We start from the raw sequence: 20,246 nt of genomic DNA, 5'->3' as shown, positions 1-20,246 counted from the left end.
GCAAGCCGGGTTTTGCATTTTCAGACCACCTTCTTTTGAGCACACCATGAAACGCGACGCCATTTCCGCCACCGAAACTCTCCTGCGCGACCTGCTGTCGCGCCGCATCCTGATCCTCGATGGCGCGATGGGGACCATGATCCAGCAATACAAGCTGACCGAAGAAGATTATCGCGGTCCGCGCTTTGCGGATTTCACCGGCCCGGGCCGGGAGCTCTTCGTCAAGGGCAACAATGAATTGCTGAGCCTGACGCAACCGCAGATCGTCAGCGAAATCCACGAGCAATACCTGGCGGCCGGTGCCGACCTGATCGAAACCAATACCTTCGGCGCCACCACCGTCGCGCAGGACGACTATCACATGGCGCATCTGGCCTACGAGATGAACGTGACGTCGGCACGTATCGCCCGCGCTGCCTGTGACAAGTACTCGACCCCGGACAAACCGCGCTTCGTGGCCGGCGCGCTGGGCCCGACACCGAAGACCGCGTCGATTTCGCCGGACGTGAATGACCCTGCAGCGCGCAATGTCACGTTCGACCAATTGGTGACAGCCTATCTCGATCAAACCCGCGCTCTGGTCGAAGGTGGCGCTGATGTACTGCTGATCGAAACCGTTTTCGACACGCTCAATTGCAAGGCAGCGCTGTTCGCCGTCGATACCTTCTTTGAAGAATCCGGCAAACGCTTGCCGATCATGATTTCGGGGACCGTCACCGATGCGTCAGGTCGCATCCTGTCGGGCCAGACCGTGCCGGCCTTCTGGAATTCGGTGCGCCATGCCAAGCCACTGACGATCGGTCTGAACTGCGCGCTGGGTGCGGCGCTGATGCGGCCGTATGCCGAAGAACTGTCGAAGATCGCCGATACCTTCGTCTGTATTTATCCGAATGCCGGACTGCCCAATCCGATGAGCGACACTGGTTTCGACGAAACCCCGGACGTGACATCGTCGCTGCTGAAAGACTTCGCCGAGAGCGGCTTCGTCAACATCGCCGGCGGCTGCTGCGGCACCACGCCGGAGCATATCCGCGACATTGCCGACACCGTCGTCAGCATCGCGCCGCGCCGCATTCCGGAAGTCGCGCCAGTGATGCGTCTGTCGGGTCTGGAGCCGTTCGTCATCGATGACGATTCGCTGTTTGTGAACGTCGGCGAGCGTACCAACGTGACCGGCTCGAAAGCCTTTTCGCGCCTGATCCTCAACGAGCAATACGACGAAGCCATCGCGGTGGCGCGTCAACAGGTCGAAAACGGCGCACAGGTCATCGACATCAACATGGATGAAGCGATGCTCGATTCGGTCGCGGCGATGACGCGCTTCCTGCATCTGGTGGCGTCCGAGCCGGACATCGCGCGCGTACCGATCATGATCGACTCCTCCAAATGGTCGGTCATCGAAGCGGGCCTGAAATGCGTCCAGGGCAAGTCGGTGGTGAACTCGATTTCGATGAAGGAAGGCGAGGAAGAATTCCTGCGCCAGGCCCGCCTGTGCCGGCGCTACGGCGCGGCCGTGATCGTGATGGCGTTTGATGAAAAAGGCCAGGCCGACACCTTCGAACGCAAGACCGAAATTTGCCAGCGTGCCTACAACCTGCTGGTCTCGAAGATCGGCTTTCCACCCGAAGACATCATCTTCGATCCGAACATTTTTGCGATTGCCACCGGCATCGAGGAACATAACAATTACGCGGTCGATTTCATCAACGCGACGCGCTGGATCCGCGAGAACCTGCCGCACGCGAAGATCAGCGGCGGCGTCTCGAATGTCAGCTTCAGTTTCCGTGGCAATGACCCGGCGCGCGAGGCGATCCACACGGTGTTCCTGTACCACGCGATCCAGGCTGGCATGACGATGGGTATCGTCAACGCCGGCATGATGGGCGTCTACAGCGAGCTGTCGACAGAGTTGCGCGAGCGCGTCGAGGATGTGGTGCTGAATCGGCGCGAGGATGCGACCGAACGGATGATCGAGATCGCCGGCACTCTCAAAGCCGGCGGCAAGAAGGAAGAACAGAACCTCGAATGGCGCAACGGCCCGGTGCAAAAACGACTGGCGCACGCGCTGGTGCATGGCATCACGCAATGGATCGTGGAAGACACCGAAGAAGCGCGTCAGCAATTGCTGGCCAGTGGCGGTCGGCCTATCCATGTGATCGAAGGCCCGCTGATGGATGGCATGAATATCGTCGGCGACCTGTTCGGCCAGGGCAAAATGTTTTTGCCGCAGGTGGTCAAGTCGGCCCGCGTGATGAAGCAGGCCGTGGCCCATCTGATTCCATTCATCGAAATCGAAAAGCTGCTGGAAGAGCAAAAGACCGGCATCGCCGCCAAGGCCAAGGGCAAGATCGTGATTGCGACCGTCAAGGGCGACGTGCACGACATCGGCAAGAACATCGTTTCGGTGGTCCTGCAATGCAATAACTTTGAAGTCGTCAACATGGGCGTGATGGTGCCGTGCTCGGAAATTCTGGCGCGTGCAAAAGCCGAGAATGCCGACATCATCGGCCTGTCCGGATTGATCACGCCGTCGCTCGAAGAGATGGCGTACGTGGCCAAGGAAATGCAGCGCGACCCGTATTTCCGGATGATGAAGATTCCGCTGTTGATCGGTGGAGCAACCACGTCGCGTGCGCACACCGCCGTGAAGATCGCGCACAACTACGAAGGCCCGGTGGTGTATGTGGCCGATGCGTCGCGCTCGGTCTCGGTGGCGCAATCGCTGCTGACACCGGAGCAGCGCGAGCAGTACATCGCCGACATCGCGACCGACTACGAACGCATACGCGAACAGCACGCCAACCGCAAGGTCGTGCCGATGCTGTCGATCGCGCAGGCACGGGCCAACAAGATGGTCGTGCCATTTACCGGCGAAGACGCACCGGTCAAGCCGAAGTTCATTGGGCGGCGCGAGTTCCGCAATGTCGACCTCGGCACGCTGGCGCGCTACATCGACTGGGCACCGTTCTTCCAGACCTGGGACCTGGCCGGTCCGTTCCCGGCGATCCTGACCGACGAGGTCGTGGGCGAAACCGCCAGCAAGGTCTATGAAGAAGGCCTGGCGCTGTTGAAGAAAGTCGTCGATGGTCGCTGGCTGACGGCCAACGGCGTTGTCGCGCTGCTGCCGGCCAACAGCGTCAACGACGACGACATTGAAATCTATACCGACGAGACTCGCACCGAAGTCGCGTTCACCTACTACGGCGTGCGCCAGCAAACCGTCAAGCCGGTCATCGACGGCGTGGCGCGGCCGAACCAGTGCCTGGCCGATTTCATTGCGCCGAAAGCGTCCGGCATTGCCGACTACATCGGCCTGTTTGCGGTCACCACCGGCATCGGCATCGAGAAGTACGAACAGCGTTTTGAAGAGGCGCACGACGACTATTCATCGATCATGCTCAAGTCGCTGGCCGACCGTCTGGCCGAAGCCTTTGCCGAACATCTGCATGAGCGCGTGCGTACCGATTTGTGGGGCACGGTGCCGAACGAAGCACTCAGCAATGCGGCGCTGATCAAGGAAGAATATCTGGGTATTCGACCTGCTCCCGGCTATCCGGCATGCCCGGAACACACGGTCAAGCAGGAGATGTTTGCGCTGCTGCAGTGTGCCGATATCGGCATGCAGGTCACCGAATCGCATGCGATGTTTCCGGGTGCATCGGTGGCCGGCTTTTACTTCGGCCATCGGCAGTCGAAGTACTTCAGCGTCGGCAAGATCGGCGAGGATCAGGTCAAGGACATGACCGCGCGGCGCGGCGCCAGCCGGGACGATGTGGAGCGCTGGCTGGCACCGAATTTGTCCTGATTGTGGCCCTAAACCTCGGCAGCTCTTACACGATGTGATTTGGGCGGAAAAAAAATCGACCGCCGGAAGATTGAGCTGCAGGCAAAACGTCGCTTACGTTGCCGAATCGTGGGCTGCAAAGCCCAACATGCGTCAAGCTTCCTGTCAGATCGTTGTACGTTCGTCGGTAGCTGACCTTGTTACTACCCGGAAGCATCAGGTCAGGTGCTGCACAACGGTGTAAAAATGGCTTTCGATACCGCCGACCCCATAGGGAACTTGACGCATGTTGGGCTTTGCAGCCCACAGTTGGTAGTTTTCATGGTAAATCTGACCTACAGTCGGTGGTGTCCGTGGTGAAATTTGCAGCCAAAAGCCCGCCTTGCGGGCTCCTAATCCCCGGTCAGACCGGTGCGCCGTCGACGAACACTTTCAGTTCGCCGGCGGCAAAGCGGGTCCAGTGTTCATTTGTCGTCAGCGGTTCGGTGACGATAATCGCGACCCGGTCGTTCGGTGTCGTGACCTGCGAAAAATCGACGCTGACATCGTTGTCCGACAGCTGCGCCTGGGCGAACGGATATTGGCGAATGATGTAGTGCAAATTTGTCGAGCAATGCGCAAAGAGCGCCCCGCCATGTGACAGCATCATGTTGAAGGTGCCGTGGGTGGCGATCTCGCTGGTGAGCTCGGCAAGCGCGCTGCGCAACGCCGGCAGCGCCGGCAACTGGTCGCCGAAGCGACGCTGCAATTGCTGCAGCACATAGCAAAACGCCTGCTCGCTGTCGGTGCTGCCGACTGGCCGGAAGGCTCCGTCGAGTACCGGCGCGAAATTTTTCAGGTCGCCATTGTGTGCGAAGACCCAGTAGCGTCCCCATAATTCCCGCACGAACGGATGGCAGTTTTCGAGGGCGATGCTGCCCTGCGTGGCCTTGCGAATATGCGCGATGACGTTGGTCGATTTGATCGGGCAACGCTTGATCAGGTCGGCGATCGGTGACGCCACGGCGGCCTGGTAATCGACAAAATGGCGCACGCCGCGTCCTTCGAAAAAAGCAATTCCCCAACCGTCGTTGTGCTCGTCAGTGCCACCGCCACGCGTGGCAAAACCCGTGAAGCTGAACACGATATCGGTCGGGACGTTGCAGTTCATTGCGAGGAGTTGGCACATGGGGACTTTGGCTGTAGGCAAGGGCGACGGGAGGCAACGGTATCACGAGCGCCACCGCCCTCTCCGCACTGATCGTTCTACGCTGCCATGTGTCGTGCCTGGCGTTGCGGCAAGCTCTTTTCGGCGACCGCTTCGGTTTTCACGCGCGCGCCGCTGCGCGGTAAATTCACCTTGCCGGCATAGTCGCTGGCGACCAGCGCTTTCGCCGCATCGGCATCCATGCCACGTTCGGCCAGCCACTGTCCGACCAGCACGGCAAGACGCTCCAGCGCGATCCGGTGCGTCGCATCGGTACGCGCAAACAGCCAGTCGGAGAGCTGCATGAAGTGGTCGAACGGCGCATCGCCCAGCAGCACCGGCAAGCTGTTGGCGAAGCGTCCCGAGTTAGCGATCATGTCCCAGAAACGCGCGAAGCGCACCAGCCGCTGCATGTCGGCAAAGCTGATACGGTCGGTCGCGAGGATGGTGTAGGGCGGCGCCGGATCGAAAATCAGACCGTACTCGTCGGTGTGGCGGATGATCGGCGTGCCGCGCAGACGTTTCAGGATACCGAACTGGATTTCATGCGGTTGCAATGCCACCAGCCGGTCGAATCCGCGTGCAAAGCTGGCGATATCCTCACCCGGCAAGCCGGCGATCAGGTCGACATGCAAATGCGCGTGCGAGTGTTCGCACAGCCAACGGATGTTTTCTGCGGCCTTGGCATTGTCCTGCTTGCGGCTCACCAGCGCCTGAACCTCCGGATTGAAACTCTGGATACCGATCTCGAACTGCAGCGTACCCGGCGGGAATTGCATGATGCCGGCCTTGAGCGCATCCGGCAAATGATCGGGCACGACTTCGAAGTGGGCATAGACCGGATCATCCGGATGGGCGGCCAGCTTGTCGAGGAAGAACTGCATGATCTTCAGGCTGGACTTTATGTTCAGGTTGAAGGTGCGATCAACGAACTTGAACAGTCGCGCACCGCGCGCATGCAGCTTTTCCAGCTCTTCGATAAAGCCATCGAGCGCAAACGGCCAGGCAGTTTTGTCGAGCGCCGACAGGCAGAACTCGCACTTGAACGGACAGCCCCGCGAAGCTTCGACATACAGCGTGCGATGGGCGATGTCTTCGGCGGTGTACAGGTCATACGGCATCGGCAACTCGGCCAGTGGCGCCTGCACGCCGGCATGGACTTTCATCAGCGGTTGCGGGCCATTGAGGATCTGCTCGCACAGCAGCGGAAAGGTCACGTCGCCCCAGCCGGTAATCAGGTAATCGGCAAGTTGCACGATGGGCTGCCCGGCTGATTCGTACGACACCTCCGGACCGCCGAGGATGATCTTTACTTGTGGCGCGAGGCGTTTGAGCAATGCGACGACACGGGTAGTTTCGTCGACATTCCAGATGTAGACACCGAAGCCGATGATGCGCGGATTCGACGCCAGCAGTTTTTCAACGATGTCGGTACTGCGCGTGCCGATGACGAATTCGCGCAATTCGGTCTGCGCTGTCAGAGCTCCCATGTTGGCCAGCAAACAGCGCAGGCCGAGCGAGGCGTGGGCGTAGCGGGCATTGAGCGTGGCGAGCAGGATGGTCATGGGGGGCTTTGGGCGGCGGAAGATCGAACGCCATTTTACGCGGTGTGGCGGCAGGTGGCAGTTCCACCTGGAAGGCGCTTGCCGGAGGATGTGATGCTTCACCTACCGGCTTACTATGCTGCGTCAATATCTGACTAGTGATGTACTCATATCATTCATGCGCCAGTCAGAGTGGCAGGACTTGCTTCAGTTCGGGAGAACCTGCGCGATGCATCTATTGCGGCCATATCGATTCGCTTCCACGGTGAACGATCTCGAGCGGGCGTTGCCGATGACGGGCTCGCTCCTGGCCACGGAATGACCAAGCTGTCGCGTTCCGACGCATTGGATGAAGTATTATCAAGTACTTACAAGTATCACTTTAAGGGAGTCACCATGTCAGCAGCAACACTACGACCCACGACCGTAAAGATTGATGCAGAAACCAAGGAACGGGTGAAACGCCTTGCCGATGCGCGTAATCGTAGCTCCCACTGGATGATCCTTGAAGCGATCCGCCAATATGTCGGTCGGGAAGAAAAGCGGGAACTGATGCGGCAGGATGCACACCATGCCTGGAGTAACTATCAAGAAAATGGCTTGCATGTAACCCACGAGGAAGCAGACGCCTGGATGGCTAAACTGGAAGCGGGTCAGGATGCAGAGCCACCGATATGCCACGTCTGATCTGGTCACCAGCGTCGCTGCTGGATTTACAGCGACTCTATAAATTTCTTTCCGAAAAAAATGGTGATGCCGCCAGGCGTGCGGTAAGGGCTATTCGCGAAGGAATGAATGTCATTGCCAGGCAGCCCGGCATTGGCCGACCAGCGGAAGACATGGAGACGGAATTTCGCGAGTGGTTGATTGGATTTGGGGACAGTGGCTACGTGGTGCTGTACCACTTCGATGGTGAAAATGCTGTGATTCTAGCGATTCGGCATCAGCGTGAACTCGGATACTGAATTAACTGCACTTCGTTGCTGGAAGAGCAAATTTTGCAGGGTCTAGTGCACATTCCAAGTCATAACACGCTCCACCCAATTTAGTGAATCTGGCGGAATGAAAATGACGAGCAGCACACCATCGCTGGTCCGCACTACCCGCCGTCCGAGTCGATCCTGGCAACGAACCTTTGTTATTCCTGAGCCAGTTCTTTCTCCTGCAACGCTCGCCACATGACCTTTCCGGTAGCCGATTTCGGCAAGGCAGTGACGAATTCGATACGCTTCGGCACCTTGTAGGCCGCCATCGTCTCGTGCGCCCAGTGCATGATGTCGTCAGCGCTGGCGACCGCGCCGGGCTTGCGTACCACGACCGCTTTCACGGTTTCGCCGCGATAGGCGTCGCGCGAGGCGATGATGCAGCATTCCTCGATCGCCGGATGCTTGTACATCATCGATTCGACCTCGGCTGGCCAGACCTTGTAGCCGCTGGCGTTGATCATCCGCTTGAGGCGATCGGTAAAGAAGAAAAACCCTTCGGTATCCTGATAGCCCAGGTCGCCGGTGCGCAGGAAGCGCTTGCCATCGATGTCGATAAAGGAGTCGGCAGTCTTTTGCGGATCGTTCCAATAGCCCTGCATGACCTGCGGGCCGTGGATGATGATTTCACCGACCTCTCCCTGCGGCAATTCCAGCCAGGTGGTCGGGTCGATGATGCGCGAATCCACATTGAAAATCGGGATGCCGAGGCATTGCTGCTTCATGCGTTGCGGCGGGTTGGTGTGGGTCGATGCCATCGTTTCCGAGAGGCCGTAACCTTCCATGAAAGTCAGACCGGTCAGGTCCAGCAGTTTCTGGGCAATTGCCGCAGGCATCGCAGCCCCACCACCGGAGATGCGCCGCAGGCCCGACAGGTCATAATCCGCCAGCCGCGGATTCGACAGCAAGTCGATCACCATGGTCGGGATATTGGTCCATACCGTGACTTGGTAACGCGTGATCAGCTGGCCGGCTACATCGCGATCCCAGCGCGGCAGGATCACCATGGTGCCTCCACCAACGATCACGGCATTCATGCTGATCTGCATGCCGGTCACATGGAAAAATGGCAGTACCGCCAGCGTCACCTGGTCGGGCACCATCGACGTGGCCCAGTGCGGCGCACCGGCTGCGGTGAACATCACCGAGCTGTGCGTGTGTACGCACCCCTTCGGTTTGCCTGTCGTGCCCGAGGTGTACGGCATGCAGGCCAGATCATCCGGTTGCGCCAGATGCTCCTGCAAGACGCCACCTTCGGCCAGCGCCTCGCTCCATGCAATCACACCGGCAGCGTGCGGCACATCGCGTGCGGCAGTGATGAAATCCGGTACTTTCAGATCAGTCGCCACCGTGAGGTAATCGGAATAGGTGGCAACGATCGCCGTCACGAGGCCCGTCGTGCGTACCAGCGGCGCCAGTCTCGCAAAAACATCTTGCGACGCGAGCGCTACCTTGGCACCGCTATCCTCGACGTAGTGGCGCAACTCTTCGGTCATCAGCATCGGGTTGACCGGCACCACCATGGCATCGGCGCGCAGGATGGCAAAATATGCAATCACCCACTGCGGCGAATTCTGCATGTCGAGTAACACCCGGTCGCCGCGCTGGACACCGCAATGCTCCTGCAGATACCCCGCCAGCGCCAGTACCGCTTCATGCAGCTGGCGATAGGTCAGGATGGAATCGTAATAAATGATGGCCGGCTTGTCCGGATAGCGCAGCGCGCTGATTTGCAGATTGACGTAGACGCTGGTGGCAGGCACGGTCAGGTGGGTGGGCAAGCCAGCGGGCCAGTGTGCATAGTGAAGCGTATTCATGTGTTCGCCTTGTTGTGATGTTGTAGAGGTCGAATCGGTACGGCATTGTCTCGAATGAATTATAGGGGCTGGTTCAGTTGTGAGAAATAAAAGTCCGCTGACCAAAAAATTCTACTGCCGCATGGCGCCTGGCCGGGCATGACGCCACAGGAAAAAGCATCATTGATCGGCCGCCCATCAGCTTTCAACGACATCGGCTTATTTTTTGTGCGTCGCACAATAGTCTTGACATCCCGGTTTTGGTGCGTAGAATAGTCGTTGTTGCGGTGCACCAAAGTTACCGAATGCTACCGCCGACGAATCCGATGTGCCCACAACTTTAGGAGATTCACATGTTCTCATTTCAAGACCAATTTTCCGCTGCAACCAAAGCCAACTTCGAAGCTCAACTCGCGTTGATCACCACATTGACCAGCAAAGCCTTCGAAGGCGTCGAGAAACTTGTTGAGCTGAACCTGACCGCTGTCAAAAGCTCGCTGGAAGAAAGCACCGTCAACGCCAAGCAACTGATGGCTGCAAAAGATCCGCAAGAATTCCTGGCCCTGTCGACCTCACAAGCCAAGCCTAGCGCCGAGAAAGCACTGGCTTACAGCCGTCACGTTGCGAGCATCGCTACTAGCGCCCAAGCCGAGTTCACCCGCGCTGCCGAAGCCCAGATCGCTGAAACCAGCCGTAAAGTCTCCGCACTGGTTGACGATGTCAGCAAGAACGCACCAGCCGGTTCGGAAAACGTGATTGCGATGATGAAATCGGTCATCAGCAACGCCAACGCTGGCTACGAGCAGTTGACCAAGAGCACCAAGCAAGCCGTGCAAACCATGGAAGCCAACGTTACTTCGGCAACCGAGCAATTCACACAAGCTGCTGACAAAGCAACACGCGCTGCCAAGAAGTAATATTCTGCTGCTGCAGATCGAGTAGGACCGCTACGGCGGTCCTTTTTTTATGGGCGCGAGCAAACCGCCTGCGCGGTTGGCCGGCGTAATGCCTTCAGCAGGAAGCGGGCCGGGTCGAGTGCCGCAACCAGGTCACTTTCGATCGGGAACGGTTCGCCATCGAGCTGCGCGGCCAGCAGTTCCGCCGCCAGTGGCGCCCAGATCAAACCGCGCGACGCATATCCGAGCAATCCAAACAAGCCAGGCCAGCGTGGTACGTCACGCAGGCGTTCGGCACGTGGTCCGTTTTGGATTTCAGAAAAAAGACGTGGTAACGCGCCAACCAGTGGCAAGCGATCTGGCGCAACGCAACGAAAACCGACACGCCCTGCCAGCGGCAGACTCGCGGCATCAGGCCAATTCCCGGGCAGCATCGCCTGGACCCGTCGCAGGTTGTCGGTCTGGCTGTCGCGACGCAACTGCGGGTCGCTGTCGCGATCATAGGTCGCACCGACGCTGCGAATACCGTCCGATGGCGGTGTCAGGTAACTTTCACGGCATACCACCAGTGCAGGGGCAAAATCCAGCTCGGCTGCCACATGCGTGACCTGACCTCGCACCGCGTGCAACGGCAGCTCGGCGAGTTGCGCGAACCGTGTCGCGCCCTGGCCGTTTGCAAAGATTACCGTGGGTGCTTGCGCCAGCACATTGGCCTTCTCATCGAGAAGTTGCCAGTCGGCGCCGTCCTGCCGCAATGCCGTCACGGCGACGCCGAAGCGCATGTCGAGACGCTCACCGCAGGCCGCCAGCAGCGCCTGGCACACGCCGGCGGGATGCGCCCAGCCTCCCTGACGAAACAGCCAGCCCCCATCAGAAGTGGCCGCACCGAGCACAGCCCCGGCGTCGTCTGCTGTCAGCCATTCGGCAAACCCGGCCGGATAATTCCAGCGCCTGGCTATCTGCTCCTGCAACTCGGCATGCTCGGCATCGCGCGCAAGCTGCAACACGCCGCAGGCGCTGCCATCGAATGCCTTGCGCGCCAGCCGCGACCAGCGGTGCACGGCGAACAGGTAAGCGGCACGGCTCAAACGCGAGGCGAGATTGTCGTCCCTCGACAGCAACGGCATGACAATCCCGGCCAGGTTACCTGACGCTTCCATGGCAGCTTCGGCATGGCGTTCCAGTAGCGTGACGCGCCAGCCGCGCCGGATCAGGCGTTCGCAGATGGCGGCACCGGCCAGCCCGGCACCGAGCACGATGGCCTGTCGCGCCATCGGTGTGCCAGCGCGCACAGGGCGAGATGGCTGAAACACGGCGTGCGTGCCCGACGAAAATACAAATCCGGCACGCGCGAGCGCCGCGTCTGGCGCCCCGTCGACCAATATCAGCGCGGCCGACGGCGCGGCCAGGCGTGCCAGACGCCGCGCCGACTGCGTCGCGGCAACAACATCGACATGAAACGCATGCACCTGCGCCGTCGCTTGCGTCAGACAATCGTCCAGCGAACCGATCATCAACGTCAGACTGATGCGTCCATGCGCGAACAGCAAGCGATGGAATCCGGGCAGCAGTTCTGGCCAGGCCGCGCGCAACGCCGATGCTTCACACGTCAGTTCGGCGTGACCGGTGTGCTGTTGCAGGAGTTCGGCAAGGGTGATCGGTTGTGCCAGGAATGCCAGATAGTGCAAGCTGCCGGTCGTAGCCTGCCAGCTACGCAAAAACTGCAACCCTGCGCCAAAAGAGGTATCCAGCACCACGTGCGGAGCAATAGAGTCAGGACAAGGTTCATGCATGGAATTTGAATATTTGTCTCACAAAAACAACGTTAACCAGAAATTTCCTTGGTAGTTTTGTTCCCGAGCTCTCATCAGAGCGGCTCTGTTGGGTACCGAACAGAGCCCCAATATCAACCCCGGTAACGTTCTTCCCAACGCGGCAGACGATGATTTCAAGGAATGTCCATGCTGCGGAAAGTGATTGCAGCATGCCGTCACTTTCGATGCATGCGATACCTCGCACATCTACCTACAAAAGAAAATCATGAAAAAATCCAGCAAAATCGCCGTCGCACTTGCACTGATGAGTTGCGCTTCCAGCACCGTCGTGATGGCACAGACACTACCTGACTACAACCCATCATGGTACGTCGCACCTAGCCTCAATGCCATCGATCCGGATTCGCGCTTTGGTGTCGACAAAACCGGCGAAGGCGCAGCACTGCGTTTCGGCAAACCAGTTTCCCAAGACTGGGATGTCCAATTCGGCGCCAGTTACGCACGCTCCCGTGACAACGGCAACCGCTACCAGCAGCAACTGCTGGGCGCAGATGCGTTGTACATGTTTTCACGCAAATCATTCCGTCCGTTCGTGTTGATCGGCGCAGGTGCCCAACGCGATCGCGTCAACACCGCAAACGGTGGCGAAGCAACCAAGACCTCGCCATACATCAATGCCGGTCTGGGCTTCCAATATGGCTTTACCGAACAGACCTCGATGCAAGTCGATGTGCGCCGGGTCCATGGCTTCCTGCGTGGCGATACGTTCAACTTCGACCACAGCAACAATAACTACCTGAACATCGGCCTGGTCTATGCCTTTGACAAGCCAGCCGCACCGGTCCGCGCCATCACGCCGATGCCGATGCCCATGGCCGCACCGGCGCCTATGCCAGCACCGATGCCGGCACCAGCACCTGCACCACGCTTCGAAAAAATGACCTTCTCGGCTACCGAGCTGTTCGAGTTCGATCGCGCCGAACTGCGCATGCCACAGACCAAACTGGACCAGATCGCTGCCGCCCTGGCCGCCGATACCCAGTCGGGTAACAACGTCACCGTGTCCGGCTATACCGACCGTCTAGGCTCAAACGCTTACAACATGAAGCTGTCGCAGCGTCGTGCCGACGCAGTCAAAGCCTATCTGGTCAACAAGGGCGTACCTGCCACCCGCCTCAATGCAGTTGGCAACGGTGAAGCCAACCCGGTGGTCCAGTGCAGCGACAAGAAGCGCCCTGCCCTGATCAAGTGCCTGGAGCCAAATCGTCGCGTTGAAGTCGAGCAGATCACGATTGAGAAACGCGTGAACTGATCAGCCTGAACCGGCAACAAGACTGAACAAGAAGGAGCGGACATGTCCGCTCTTTTTTTTATGTCTGTACGGTAGCTGGCTCTCCGGCAAACAAATGGCAGTCCGATGTATGGTCGTTGACCACGCCGATGCCCTGCAAATAGGCATACACAATGGTCGATCCCACAAACTTGAAACCCCGCTTTAGCAGGTCTTTCGAGACCATATCCGACAACGCGGTTTTCGCTGGAACAACGTAGCCGTCGCGCTGCCTGTTGACGACCGGCCCACCGCCAACAAATCCCCACAGGTACGCATCGAGTCCGCCGACTTCGTCGCACAGGCGCAGATACGCCTGCGCATTCGTGATGGCCGCGGCGACCTTCAGGCGATTGCGCACGATGCCGGGATTGGCCAGCAATTGCGCCACCTTCGCCGTATCGTAGACAGCGATCCTGTGCGCGTCCCAGCCATCGAAAGCCTGCCGGTAGGTCTCGCGCTTGTTCAGGATCGTCGCCCAGCTAAGCCCGGCTTGCGCGCCCTCCAGGTTCAGCATTTCGAACAAGCGCAGCTCGTCATGGCAGGCCACGCCCCATTCCTCGTCGTGATAGACGAGGTAGCGCGGGTTGGCCGGGTTAGCCCAAGAGCAACGTCCAAGCGCCATCAGTGCGCCCCGGTCAACCGTGGCGACTCGGCTTCCAGTCGACTATTTTTGGCGATCATCTCTATTCTTTCCAAACATCACTGAATCCATTATCTTGAGGTGCCTATTCTCACCGGAACCTGTTGCAATGACACTTCGACTGCGTCTCTTTTTCCTGGTACTGGCGTCCATTGTTCCAATTCTGGCGACGCAAGCCTACAACCAGGCCAGGTTCCGTCAGGAACGCAGGCTCGATGCCCAACACGCTGTCGAGCTGGAGGCCAAACTGGTCGCAGGCGAACTGGAACAGATTGCCGCCGGCATGCACAAGTTCCTGCTCGCGATTGCAAACAGCGCGCAAATCGCGCCGGATGCGACCAATTGCAATAGCTATCTGGCGGCACTGAACAAGCAATTTCCGGGTTCACTGTCGATTGGTGTGTCGGATAGTACCGGGTTGGTGTACTGCTATGCCATCCCCTTTGAAAAAGGCACGCTGACCAATGCCGACCGTCCCCATTTCAAGCTGGCGCAGAGTACCGACAGCTTCGTCGTGGGCAATCTCATGGTCGGCAAAGAGACTGGCAAGAGGGCGATCGGCTTCGCCTATCCGCTGCCCCGCGATGCCGCCAACCAGCCTCGCGGTATCGTCTTCGCGTCCCTCAGCGTGGATTGGCTAACCGATCATCTGGGGCGCAATCCGTTGACAGCCGGCCATTCTCTGACCGTTGTCGACCGCACCGGAACGATCCTGGTAAGCCTGCCAGAGCGCAGCCAGATTGGTCAGACAGTGCCGCCGCTATGGCAAAAAAACTTCTCTGATGGCAAGGTCAGTGTGCGAGAGATGACCGATCCGGTTAGCCAGGTCAACGGAATTTTTGCGTTCATGCCCAATCCGTCAGCCACAGAAGGAATCGGCGTGGTGGTTGGCATCAACGAGGCCACGGCGATGGCGTCTGCCAACCAGTCGCTCAGACGTGCGCTGGCAGTTGCCATTGCTGGCATCCTCGCCGCCCTGGGACTGGCCTGGCTCATTGTGTCGGAAGCCATCGAGCGTCCCTTGCAATCGCTGCTGGACGCCGCTCGGCGCTGGCGCAGTGGCGATTTCACGGCACGCTGCAATCTGGCTAACGCCCCGGTCGAGATGTCGCGGCTGGCCGGTGCGTTCGACACGATGGCGGAATCACTGCAATTGCGCGAGGCCGACCGTGCCAGCAATGAGCTTGCGCTGCGGCGTTCGCGCGATGCCGCACTGGCGGCCAATCGGTCCAAGACGCAGTTTCTGGCCGCCGCCAGTCACGACTTGCGCCAGCCCCTGCACGCGTTATCGCTCGCCGTGTCGGTCATGCAGGTGCGCCATGCTGACGATACCGATACACCCCATCTGGAACGCATCGGGCGTTCCGTCCGCAGCCTGTCCAATTTGCTCAATACCCTGCTGGATGTCTCGCAACTTGATGCCGGGCTGGTGCAACCGACAATCACCGATTGCTGCCTGAAAATACTCTTCGCGGAAGTCGCCGAAGAGTTCGCCGGGATCGCGGCCCAGAAACAGGTGACGATGCAAGTGATGCCCTCGACCCTGACCGTGCGCAGTGATGGCCAGTTGCTGGGACGGATGATCAAGAATCTGGTCTCGAATGCAATCAAATACACACCGTCAGGCGGGTCAGTGCGGGTGCATGCGCGGGAGGATGGCAATCAGGTTGTGATTGTGGTGGCCGATACCGGCATCGGGATTGCCAGTGATTTGCAGGAAGAGGTATTTACGGATTTCATCCAGCTCAACAATCCAGAACGCGATCGCAAAAAAGGCCTGGGACTCGGACTGGCGATTGTGCGACGCATGAGCGAATTGCTGGACCATCCGGTGCGGCTGCAGTCGGTACCAGGTGCCGGTTCGACGTTTTCGATTCGCGTCACGCGTTCGACAGACAAGGTCAGGGGTGTCCCGCAGCAAATGATTCACCACCGCTACGAAGGCCGGGTTCTGCTAGTGGAAGACGATCCTCTGGTTGCCGAGGTCACCGCCGCTCTGCTCACCGTCTGGGGCGCAACGGTCACCAGCGTGGCATCCGGCGAGGCTGCCGTGACGTTGATGCAGGATGCGCAACTGCATTTCGATGCCCTGATCACCGACTATCGGCTGCAGAAAATGAGCGGCACCAGCGTCGCCAAAGCCGCCCTGTCGCGCTGGCCAGCGATTTGCGCCGTCGTGGTCACTGGCGATGCGAACGACGACATTCTGCGCGAGGTCCGGCTGTTGGGTGCCGCACTGCTGCAAAAACCGATCCGCACCGAAGCACTCGCCGCGATTCTGCAGCAGTCATAGCGCACCCGGTTTGCACTGTTCTGCAACTGCCACACCAACCTGAATTAAGGCGGGACTTTCAGCCTGCGTTCGACTATGATCGGCGGCCCTTTTCCGGTTGATGAAAGTTACTTCATGGCGAATGCCTGCGGCGTCGATTTTGGCACCTCGAATTCCACCGTCGGCCTGAGCCGGCCGGGATACTCCACGCTCCTGCCACTGGAAGACGGCAAGCTGACACTGCCGTCAGCGGTATTTTTCAATGCCGAAGACGAGCTGGTCAGTTATGGCCGGGCCGCACTGGCCAATTATCTGGCTGGCTATGAAGGCCGCCTGATGCGCTCGCTGAAAAGCCTGCTCGGTACCGGCCTGATCGATGGCCAGACCGAAGTGCTGGGGAGAGCCTTGCCGTTCCGCATGCTGCTGGCGCAATTCATTGGTGAACTCAAACACCGCGCCGAAGCAGCCAGCGGCCAATCCTTCGACCATGCCGTGCTGGGGCGCCCGGTATTTTTCATCGATGGCGACAATAAGGCCGATCAGCTGGCCGAGCAAACATTGAGCGATATCGCCAGATCGGTGGGTTTCCGCAATGTCGCATTCCAGTTCGAACCGATCGCCGCCGCGTTTGACTACGAATCCCAGATCGATCGCGAAGAACTCGTGCTGGTGGCCGATATCGGTGGCGGTACTTCGGACTTTTCTCTGGTGCGCCTGTCACCGCAACGGGCTAAACGCACCGACCGTCGCAGCGATATCCTGGCCAACGGCGGGGTACATATTGGCGGTACCGACTTCGACAAATACCTGAGCCTGACCACGGTGATGCCGCTACTGGGCCTAGGCAGTCGCCTGACCAATGACAGCGAAGTGCCGTCGAGTTATTACTTCAACCTCGCGACCTGGCACACCATCAACCTGGCCTACACCCAGAAGACCTGGCTGCAGCTCAAGGACTTGTATCGCGATGCCCGCGACAAGCCAAAACTGGATCGGTTGCTGGATCTGATCAAGGAACGCAGTGGCCACTGGCTGGCGATCCAGGTCGAGGAAGGCAAGATCGCGTTGTCGCAGGCCGACTCCGTGGTGCTGAACCTGGACCGGCTGGCACCGCGCGAACAACTCACGGTGACCCGCGATGCCTTTGATGGTGCGATCACGCGCCTGATGGGTTCGGTTGAAAGCACGGTTGCGGCGCTGCTGCAGGATGCCGGCGTCAATGCTGCCGATGTCGATACCGTATTCTTTACGGGTGGCTCCAGCGGCGTTGGCTCGCTGCGCCAGCGTATCGCCCGACTGGTGCCCACCGCGCGTCAGGTGGAGGGCGACCTGTTCGGCAGTATCGGCGCCGGATTGGCGCTCGATGCGTTGCGCAAGTTTGGCTGAGCGTCGCGCCGGACTACTCCTTGAACCAGACCGTCTGCTGCGTCGTTGCCAATAACTGACCCTGCGCACTCCAGACCTGTGCCACCTGATCGGCAAATCCCTGATGGAAGACCTGTCCCTGCGCCATTGCCAGCAGCGGTGCCGAACCGTTGTTTGTCAGGCTGGCAGCATCGGCATGAAAATGGATATTCAACGAGATCGTGCCGATTGGCACCGGCTGAGCACGCCGTGAAAACAGGCGCGGAAAAAAGGCATCGCAGATCGCCGTCAGCGCGGCAAAATCCAGCGTTCGCGGCGGGCTGTCGCTAATCCATAGCTGCGTCAGGCTGTCCGGATTGTTACCTTCGCCGCTAACACCCATCAATCCGCCGCGCACAAAGCGCATGTCGTAACAGTCCGGCCACTTGACCGCCATCGTGCGACCAGCACGCGGCAGAGCATCCGCCGGCGCGACGTCTGGCATCACCACCTCGGTCGCCGACCAGGTCGTGCGGCGCAACGCAAACACCGCAATCGCATTGATCACGCACTGACCGTCCTGATGAACCTCGACCGACCAGTGCTGGGTAGTGCGGCTGCTGCGCATCGGTCGCACCAGCACGCTGAACCCGCCATCGCGGATCGGGCCGGCAAAATTGACCGTGAGCGCGACCGGGTCTCCGAGTCGCTCCGGCTGGATTAGCAATGCCTGCAATACCGTCGCCGCGGTAATACCGCCAAACGGGCCGACCATGTTGGCGTAGTCGGTACTGGTCTGTGCAAGCCAGCTGCCGTCGTCCTGCGGCTGCAAGGCAATCGCCCGGTCGAACGGGTGCGATATCAAGCTGATCGTCTCGGTCATTATTATTCCGTCAAGTTCTGTTATCAGGGCGCCAATCATAGCCGAGAGCATGGCAGCCATACCTGCCAAGACAGATGCAAATCGCAATCTTCCATAGGGGAAAGTCGTTTATAGTCCAAACCGAGAGATGCCAACGTAGCATCTGACACCCCAGGAGACACCCCCCAATGAATATCCGTAATGTGCCTATCGGTACCCGCCTCGCTGTCGGTTTCGGCGCCGGTCTGCTGATCATGCTGGCGATCGCCATCGTCGGCTTGTCCAGCCTGACTGTCCTCAACAGGTCGACTGAACGGCTGACCAGGGACGAGGTGCCGCCTGCACTGCTGGCGTACCAGATTCTCGGTGCGGTTGACCGGGGTGAACAGGCCATGCGCAACACCCTGATTCTGCTCGATCCGACCAAGACCAAGATCGAAGTCGGCACGGTCGCCGCTGCCAACAAACTCATCAAGGAAAATACCGGCAAGCTCACGGTTCTGATGACCGGCAGCACTGACAAGGCATTACTCAATACCCTGGCGTCGACGCGCGAGAAATATCTGGCGGGTCAGGCCGAGTTCATGAAAACCGTCGCCGAATACAAAAAAGAGCAGGCGGCTGACTTCCTGCTGAGCGATTTCAGACCGCCGCAACAAGCCTTCAATGCGGCACTCAATGCCATCATCAAGCAGCAGCTGGACCACGTGGATGTCTCTGGCAAGGACTCGGCGGATGCCTATGTCAATGCGCGTAACACCATGCTGGTACTGGCGCTGACGGCGCTGGTTCTAGGCGTAGCGATTGCGGTAATGACCACGCGTAGTATCGTGCGCCCGCTGTTTGAAGCCGTCACCATTGCCCGGCGAGTGGCCAACGGCGACCTCACCGGTACCATCACGGTGAGCTCCACCGATGAAACCGGCGCATTGATGCAGTCGCTGAAAGACATGAACGACAGCCTGATCAACACCATTGCCCGTTTGCACACCGGCACCGAGACGATCGCGCTGGCCTCGCGCGAGATCGCTTCCGGTAACGCCGACCTGTCGACGCGCACCGAATCCCAGGCCAGTTCGCTGGAACAAACTGCGTCGTCGATGGAGGAACTGACCGAAACCGTCCGGCAAAATGCCGACAATGCGCGGCAAGCCAATCAGCTGGCCATCTCTGCATCTGACTTTGCGTTCAAGGGAGGCGAAGTGGTCAGCAAGGTGGTCAACACCATGAGCTCGATCAAAGAAAGTTCCAGCAAGATCGCCGACATCATTGGCGTGATCGACGGGATTGCTTTCCAGACCAACATTCTGGCGCTGAACGCCGCGGTCGAAGCGGCCCGGGCGGGCGAGCAGGGTCGCGGATTTGCGGTGGTGGCCTCTGAAGTGCGCAGCCTGGCGCAGCGCTCGGCGGCGGCGGCCAGGGAGATCAAAGGCCTGATCGGTGATTCGGTCGCGAAGGTCGATGCCGGCAGCAAGCTCGTCGATACGGCTGGCCAGACCATGCAGGACATCGTTGGTTCGATCAGGCAGGTCGCCGATATCATGTCGGAAATCAGTGCGGCAAGTCAGGAACAAAGCACGGGCATCCGGGAAATCAACCAGGCCATCGGCCAGATGGATGAGATGACGCAGCAAAATTCGGCGCTGGTCGAACAGGCCGCAGCGGCAGCCGAAAGCCTGCAAGATCAGGCGGTGGCGCTGACCCAGGCGATTGCTATTTTCCAGCTGCCGGATGGGCGCGAAAGAACCTCGACGGTACGGTTGCTGAGTGCCTGATCAAATTTTTCGTCGTAACTAATTGTGGCACTTATTTGTTGACTTTTGGAAAGTGG

14 protein-coding genes are annotated in these 20,246 nt (G+C 59.3%); 8 read left to right on the top strand and 6 right to left on the bottom strand.

The features are described 5' to 3' along the window. Positions 1-46: 46 nt before the first annotated feature. Positions 47-3,805, top strand: a complete 3,759-nt coding sequence (metH, locus tag ABD720_RS08460; protein WP_344762832.1) for a methionine synthase — start codon at positions 47-49, stop codon at positions 3,803-3,805. 382 nt (positions 3,806-4,187) lie between these two features. On the opposite strand, the gene ABD720_RS08455 is transcribed toward metH, so the two are convergent. Both ABD720_RS08455 and ABD720_RS08450 read right to left on the bottom strand, forming a co-directional pair. Then, the gene (locus tag ABD720_RS08455) at positions 4,188-4,952 is read right to left on the bottom strand and encodes a class II glutamine amidotransferase (protein WP_344762831.1); all 765 of its coding nucleotides are present in this window, start codon (positions 4,950-4,952) and stop codon (positions 4,188-4,190) included. A 77-nt stretch (positions 4,953-5,029) separates the two neighbouring features. Continuing rightward, positions 5,030-6,535 (bottom strand): B12-binding domain-containing radical SAM protein, encoded by a 1,506-nt coding sequence (locus ABD720_RS08450; RefSeq protein WP_344762830.1) that lies wholly within the window; start codon positions 6,533-6,535, stop codon positions 5,030-5,032. A 297-nt stretch (positions 6,536-6,832) separates the two neighbouring features. Here ABD720_RS08450 and ABD720_RS08445 point away from each other — a divergent pair, with 297 nt between their 5' ends. Further along, positions 6,833-7,201 carry a CopG family ribbon-helix-helix protein gene (locus ABD720_RS08445; RefSeq protein WP_344762829.1) on the top strand — a complete coding sequence of 123 codons (369 nt, stop codon included), beginning with the start codon at positions 6,833-6,835 and terminating at the stop codon, positions 7,199-7,201. Beyond that, positions 7,189-7,479 (top strand): type II toxin-antitoxin system RelE/ParE family toxin, encoded by a 291-nt coding sequence (locus ABD720_RS08440; protein ID WP_344762828.1) that lies wholly within the window; start codon positions 7,189-7,191, stop codon positions 7,477-7,479. Before ABD720_RS08445 ends, ABD720_RS08440 begins: the two co-directional genes overlap by 13 nt. Positions 7,480-7,652: 173 nt before the next feature. Here the strand turns inward: ABD720_RS08440 and ABD720_RS08435 are convergent, their stop codons facing one another. Continuing rightward, positions 7,653-9,314, bottom strand: a complete 1,662-nt coding sequence (locus tag ABD720_RS08435) for a long-chain fatty acid--CoA ligase (protein WP_344762827.1) — start codon at positions 9,312-9,314, stop codon at positions 7,653-7,655. A gap of 332 nt (positions 9,315-9,646) precedes the next feature. Between ABD720_RS08435 and ABD720_RS08430 the strand changes: the two genes are divergently transcribed. Next, entirely contained in the window at positions 9,647-10,210 is a 564-nt protein-coding gene (locus tag ABD720_RS08430) for a phasin family protein (RefSeq protein WP_344762826.1), read from the top strand. A 47-nt stretch (positions 10,211-10,257) separates the two neighbouring features. Here the strand turns inward: ABD720_RS08430 and mnmC1 are convergent, their stop codons facing one another. Next, complete coding sequence (gene mnmC1, locus ABD720_RS08425; RefSeq protein ID WP_344762825.1) at positions 10,258-11,982, bottom strand: FAD-dependent 5-carboxymethylaminomethyl-2-thiouridine(34) oxidoreductase MnmC1; 1,725 nt, start codon at positions 11,980-11,982, stop codon at positions 10,258-10,260. 247 nt (positions 11,983-12,229) lie between these two features. On the opposite strand from mnmC1, the gene ABD720_RS08420 reads away from it, so the two are divergent. After that, positions 12,230-13,276, top strand: coding sequence for an OmpA family protein (locus ABD720_RS08420; RefSeq protein WP_344762824.1), 1,047 nt, complete (start codon positions 12,230-12,232; stop codon positions 13,274-13,276). A 58-nt stretch (positions 13,277-13,334) separates the two neighbouring features. Here ABD720_RS08420 and ABD720_RS08415 read toward each other — a convergent pair whose 3' ends face one another. Then, positions 13,335-13,919: a DNA-3-methyladenine glycosylase I gene (locus tag ABD720_RS08415; protein WP_344762823.1), complete on the bottom strand. Its 585-nt coding sequence runs from the start codon at positions 13,917-13,919 to the stop codon at positions 13,335-13,337. Between the two features lie 127 nt (positions 13,920-14,046). Here ABD720_RS08415 and ABD720_RS08410 point away from each other — a divergent pair, with 127 nt between their 5' ends. Both ABD720_RS08410 and ABD720_RS08405 read left to right on the top strand, forming a co-directional pair. Next, entirely contained in the window at positions 14,047-16,230 is a 2,184-nt protein-coding gene (locus ABD720_RS08410) for a hybrid sensor histidine kinase/response regulator (RefSeq protein ID WP_344762822.1), read from the top strand. A 114-nt stretch (positions 16,231-16,344) separates the two neighbouring features. Continuing rightward, positions 16,345-17,595, top strand: coding sequence for an Hsp70 family protein (locus ABD720_RS08405; protein ID WP_344763661.1), 1,251 nt, complete (start codon positions 16,345-16,347; stop codon positions 17,593-17,595). A gap of 13 nt (positions 17,596-17,608) precedes the next feature. Here the strand turns inward: ABD720_RS08405 and ABD720_RS08400 are convergent, their stop codons facing one another. Continuing rightward, positions 17,609-18,436 (bottom strand): acyl-CoA thioesterase, encoded by an 828-nt coding sequence (locus tag ABD720_RS08400; protein WP_344762821.1) that lies wholly within the window; start codon positions 18,434-18,436, stop codon positions 17,609-17,611. A gap of 167 nt (positions 18,437-18,603) precedes the next feature. Here ABD720_RS08400 and ABD720_RS08395 point away from each other — a divergent pair, with 167 nt between their 5' ends. Then, entirely contained in the window at positions 18,604-20,190 is a 1,587-nt protein-coding gene (locus ABD720_RS08395; protein WP_344762820.1) for a methyl-accepting chemotaxis protein, read from the top strand. Positions 20,191-20,246 lie beyond the last annotated feature (56 nt).

The organism is Actimicrobium antarcticum (assembly GCF_039536745.1).
In the GTDB taxonomy this organism is placed as follows: domain Bacteria; phylum Pseudomonadota; class Gammaproteobacteria; order Burkholderiales; family Burkholderiaceae_D; genus Actimicrobium; species Actimicrobium antarcticum.
This window is presented reverse-complemented; position numbering and strand designations above follow the sequence as displayed.